Below are 5,508 nucleotides of genomic sequence, written 5' to 3' on the forward strand. Positions count from 1 at the left end.
TACAACAGAAAAAGGAGACATTCTGCTTTGAATTATGCAACTATTGAAGAATTTAACAATCAAATTAATTACAAAAATGTAGCTTAACTTAATGTGCAGTTTTCATTTGCATATCCACTTCCAAAAGTGTGGTTAGATATAAGAACAATATTAGAATCTTTGGAATCAAATTATATTTCAGCGGACGAATATTTAAATATATGTAATCAGCATGGTTTGTCAAATAAAAGGGCACTTTTTTTAAGTCAATACTTTCATGATCTTGGTGTCTTTCTTCATTTTCAAGAAGATAATTTGTTAAGAAATATATTATTTTTAAAGCCTGAATGGGCAACAAATGCTGTATATAAAATACTTGATTCAAAAGATGTCATTACTCGTAATGGTGAATTCGACCCTACTATGTTAGACAGTATTCTTGATGATTTTGAGCGTGACAAGCGCCCATACATAGTTACACTGATGAAGAAGTTTGAGTTGTGTTTTGAGGTTGAACAAAACGTTTATCTTATTCCAGAGTTACTTAAACCTGAAAAACTTGAATTTGATTGGGATTATAAGGATAATTTGCGCTTTGAATATCATTATGACTTTATGCCTGCTGGTATCATGGCTCGCTTCATTGTAAGAACAAGAAATTTGATATATGATAAAACCTTTTGGAAAAATGGAGTAATTATTCAAAGAGAAAATACACGTGCTTTGATTACTACTGATCAGTATTCTAGAAAACTTTTCATTTGGATTAATGGTAACAATGCTTCCTTTTTACTTGAAATTATAAGAAAAGAATTAAATGATATTCATCAATCTTTAAACTATCCTGATGTTCCTGAGAAAATTCCATGTAATTGCTCAGAATGTATTAATTCAATGAAACCTCATCTTTTTAATTATACTTTTGTAAAAAAAGTAGGAACCGAAAATACTTTCAAAACAATACCTTGTGAAATAAGTGCTACAGGAGTGAATGTTCATAAACTTCTTGGATTGTATAAAATTGATAGTCAAGAACCGGATAATAATCCTATGTACTCCCTTGATAAAATCCTAAATGATCTTATTGAAGTGGGATCAAGAATTCTTGAGCGAAAATTTCAAAAGAAAATTGAAGACCTACTTAATGATGATATTGTTGATTTGTTAAGAACCAAGGGGCATAATATTTCAGACCAAACGCGGTCTGGGCTTTCAGGGAGCGGCAAAGGAGCAGGCGAATTAGATATTATGATTAGGATGAACAATGGAATTCCGGTTACCATCATTGAATGTTTTAGACTTGAAAGTTGTGGATCAAAGAACAGTGTAGTTGCAGAGCATCTTACAAAACTACTTTCAAAATATGATACACATGAGCTTAAACGTAAATTTGTAGTTGTATTTGGTGAGGCAGAGAGGTTTGATAACTTATGGACCAATTATATGCAATATATAAAAGATCTGAATTCTAATAGTGATTATGGTGAAAAGTATCCTTTCTCGGGGTTTAGCGTAAGAGATGACCTTCATAGCTTTGCAAATATGAAAGTTGGTATTTCGAGACATGACAACAATGGGGATTCAATTGAAATTGTGCATTTAATGTTAAATATGAAGTAAGGTGACTATATAGCTAAAAGCTGATAGCCAGTTGGGCTCAACAAAATTGTAATTTCGTGTTTGAATTTACATGTTAACTACTGCTAGCAACGTTTCGTTGCGTGCGTAGCACGAACAATGAAACTCTGATTGAACGGAACTAGGAGTGAGAACATAAAGTCAAAAAAGAAATGACGAAAGAAAAATTATAGTTTACCTTTAATTAATTAAGTTTGCACAAATGAGAACAGAAGTCAATATCAATCCTACTATGCTTACTTGGGCAATCGCTCGGGCAGGCTTTGAATTGAAGGATTTTTTGATAAAGTTTCCTAATGTTGAAAAATGGTTAGAGAATATTAAAAACCCAACGGTTAAGCAGTTAGAAGAATTTGCAAATCGGGTTCATATTCCTTTTGGGTATTTGTTTCTACCAGAACCACCTCAGGAAAATATTCCATTCCCTTTTTTTAGAACAGGGAGTAACCAAACAGCTAAAGTTAGTTTGAATGTTTATGATACCATTCTTATACTGCAACGTCGTCAAGATTGGCTTACTGATTATTTAATAGAGAATGAAGAAGCACCCCTTTCTTTCGTAGGAAAATTCAATAAGAATAGCACATACGAAACTATAGTGACTGATATTAGAAAAACGTTAGGCTTGCATCAGGAATGGGCAGGTGAATTTCAAACTTTTGAAGATACGTTAAGTTTTATCACTCATAAGATTGAAGAAATTGGAGTTATAATCAATTTTAATGGAGTGGTCGAAAATAATACACATAGACCTATTCCAGTTGCAGAATGTCGTGGATTTGTAATCGTAAATGAAATGGCTCCTTTTATGTTTGTCAATGCAGCAGATGCAAAAGCAGCACAGTTATTTACTATTATCCATGAATTAGCTCATATTTGGTTAGGAGAAAGTGCTGGTTTTGATAATCAAAATCTACAACCGGCGAATGACCCAATAGAAAAATTATGCGACCAAGTAGCTGCTGAATTTTTAGTTCCTGCGGATTCTTTTATAAGGGTTTGGAATGAAAAGGCGAGCATTGATTACGCAAAAAGATATTTTAAAGTAAGCCCAATTGTTATTGCAAGGAGAGCCTTGGATCTAGGATTGATGACAAAAGCCGAATTCTTTCAGTTCTATAATACATATATGCAAGGAATTCAAGACAAAAAGGACAATCAAGGTGGAGGAGGTGATTTTTATGCAACAGCTAGAAAACGAATTAGTGTCAGTTTTGCAGCATATGTCAATCAAGCTGTTAATCAAAATAAACTTCTATATCGTGACGCTTATAAAATTACTGGATTAAGGGGCGAAACTTTTCAGACATTTGTAACCCAACATCTTCATTAATCAGATGGCTGAACCTTTTTTATTAGATAGTAATTTTTTCATCGAGGCTCATAGGGTTAGCTATCCATTTGATGTTGTACCCAGTTTTTGGTTAAAAGTAAAAGAATTAGCTGAAAAAGGTATTATTATTTCAATTGATAAAGTTCATAAAGAGATAACTCAAAATAAAGACGAATTATCAAATTGGTGTGAAGAAAATCTGCCTAAAGATTTTTTTAAAGATACGAGTGTTGTCATTAATGAATACATACAAGTTTCTAATTGGGCAAATGCTAAAGCTAGTCATTATAATACTACAGCATTAAATGAATTTTTGGATGCTGATGAGGCAGATGCTTGGCTAGTAGCTTTTTCAATATTAAATGGAAATCAAATTGTAACTCATGAAACAAGTGATCTAAAAACTCAAAAAAGAGTTAAGCTTCCAGATGCCGCAAAACCTTTTGGAATTAGTTGTGTTAAAACCATTGAAATGTTTAGATTGCTTGGCGAGCGATTTTAAAATTAAAACATTAGACATTAATGGTGTTTTTGTCGCTGATTGACAAATTGTTCTTTAAAAAACAAATTTGTTGAGTACATGACACAAACAATGATGTTTGAGTTGAACGTGAATAGAAAATCTATTCTTTTAACTTGATCTCTTTTATCATACGTTCGAGTTTTTCTCGCTGTTGTTTTGCTTTTTCATCATATGCCTTTTGTCTTCTTTCGAAAGTGACTTGTTGCTGATAGAGTTCTTTGTTTATTTCAATAAGTCTTTTATTCAAATTCAAAGTCTCATTATAACTATAAATTAAGAGAGCCAGTAATAATGTAATACTTAAGAAATAAAAACGATATTCCAGTATTAAGTATTTTAGTGTTTCAATTGTTCTTGATAACATACTATTAAAAATTTTAAATTTGCAGTTCTTATATTTTTATACCCAAGATTTTGCTCATGCTTTATATCATTATTGGAACATAAGCTATCTTTTTAAAGCAAAATGCCCTTTCATAATTCGACCATCTTCCAGCAGTATGGAGTACCAATAATCTGTAGCTGGCATTTGCTGTCCATTAAAAGTTCCGTTCCAGCCTTGATCAAACGGACTGATTTGTTTTATTAATTTCCCATATCGGTCAAAAATATATATTGTTGTTTTTGAGTTGAAAGTTGTATTCGCTCCTTTTATATTCCAATAATCATTAAGACCGTCTCCATTTGGTGTAAAATAATCTGGAATTCCTAACACTGCAACTTCTTTTGTGACTATACCACAACCATTCAAGTCTTTAACGAAGACTGTGTGGATTCCGGCTCTGACATTGGTGAAGATATTTTCTTGTTGATAAGAACCGTTTTCATCATCCAGCGCATAAACATAATCACCGGCACCTGTTACTGAAATCATAATACTGTTTGAATCTGCCAGATCCACAATATTCACATTCGTTATTTTGGCTATATCTGATGCGCGAACCGTAATAGTTCTCGTTCTGGAACAACCTTGATTATTTGTTGTCTCCACGGTGTAAACCCCCTCTTTGTTAACGGTTAGGTTATAATTGGTTTCTCCTGTAATTGGATTTCCATTGAAGAACCACATATAGTTGTAATTGTTTGTTGGAGAATTGTCTAGAAGCCCTGCGTTAATATCTTTGGTGAAGGTGGGTAGATTGCTGCAAACCAATTCATCACCCAATAAGTCAATATTTGGCACTGATTTTACGATAAACGGAAGAATTACTGTTGCGGTGCACGTTTGATTGATCGGATTGATGACTTCGACCCGCACATTCTGTATTGCCGTTACATATGGATTGGGTAATGGACTCGAAAGCGGATTGTTATTTCCATCAAAATAATGAACCGTCATTCCTGTTTGTCCATTTAGGATAATGTTTTGGAAGGTTGAAGTGTCAAACGCATATTTCCCGTCTTGTAAAATGGGATCCGCTTCATCATCGCAGACGGTGGTTAATGATGTTGAAACAGGAAATGCTTCCGGTAAATCGGAAACAATAAATTGTATTGTTGAATCAAAAGAACAGGCTTTAGGAGTGTTATTCGTTACTACTGCTTTCAGCGTTTGCGAAGCCGTTGTAAAAGGATTCGGTAAAGGGCTTGACAGCGGATTGTTATTCTGGTCAAAATAAGTAACGGTAACATTGGTCAGTCCATTCAACATATCCGTTTGAATTGTAGAGGTATCAAAAGAATATAAACCATCTTGGTTGTCATCACAATGGGTTTCTGTAATTGATTTTACAATAGGAATAGGCTCAACATTCAGTGTAATATGACTTCCCAATCCCAAACAATCATTATTCAACCGGCTATCCACACGAATGTAAATATTTTGAGCATTTGGGTATCCAATATTTCTGTAGTTTGAAATATCAGCAATGGCATTTTTTTCGGCAAGAGCATCAACTAAATTTCTATAATAGGTAATTGGATATGCTAATAAAAACTGCACATTAAGTTAAGCTACATTTTTGTAATTAATTTGATTGTTAAATTCTTCAATTGTTGCATAATTCAATGCTGAATGTCTTCTTTTTCGATTGTA

5 protein-coding genes are annotated in these 5,508 nt (G+C 33.2%); 3 read left to right on the forward strand and 2 right to left on the reverse strand.

Annotated features, from left to right (window positions below):
* Positions 1-126 precede the first annotated feature (126 nt).
* The 3 genes from ACM55I_RS16170 to ACM55I_RS16180 all read left to right on the forward strand — a co-directional run bounded on the left by ACM55I_RS16170 (position 127) and on the right by ACM55I_RS16180 (position 3,452).
* Positions 127-1,599, forward strand: coding sequence for a COR domain-containing protein (locus ACM55I_RS16170; protein ID WP_416847874.1), 1,473 nt, complete (start codon positions 127-129; stop codon positions 1,597-1,599).
* A 220-nt stretch (positions 1,600-1,819) separates the two neighbouring features.
* Positions 1,820-2,950 carry an ImmA/IrrE family metallo-endopeptidase gene (locus ACM55I_RS16175; protein ID WP_416847875.1) on the forward strand — a complete coding sequence of 377 codons (1,131 nt, stop codon included), beginning with the start codon at positions 1,820-1,822 and terminating at the stop codon, positions 2,948-2,950.
* Positions 2,951-2,954: 4 nt separating this feature from the next.
* Positions 2,955-3,452, forward strand: a complete 498-nt coding sequence (locus ACM55I_RS16180; protein WP_416847876.1) for a DUF4411 family protein — start codon at positions 2,955-2,957, stop codon at positions 3,450-3,452.
* 121 nt (positions 3,453-3,573) lie between these two features.
* Here the strand turns inward: ACM55I_RS16180 and ACM55I_RS16185 are convergent, their stop codons facing one another.
* A complete protein-coding gene (locus tag ACM55I_RS16185; RefSeq protein ID WP_416847878.1) occupies positions 3,574-3,837 on the reverse strand; it encodes a hypothetical protein in 264 nt (87 codons plus the stop codon).
* Between the two features lie 84 nt (positions 3,838-3,921).
* The gene (locus ACM55I_RS16190) at positions 3,922-5,415 is read right to left on the reverse strand and encodes a T9SS type B sorting domain-containing protein (protein ID WP_416847880.1); all 1,494 of its coding nucleotides are present in this window, start codon (positions 5,413-5,415) and stop codon (positions 3,922-3,924) included.
* Positions 5,416-5,508: the final 93 nt, after the last annotated feature.

The sequence above is a fragment of the Flavobacterium algoris genome (assembly GCF_048158525.1).
GTDB classification, from domain to species: Bacteria; Bacteroidota; Bacteroidia; order Flavobacteriales; family Flavobacteriaceae; genus Flavobacterium; species Flavobacterium algoris.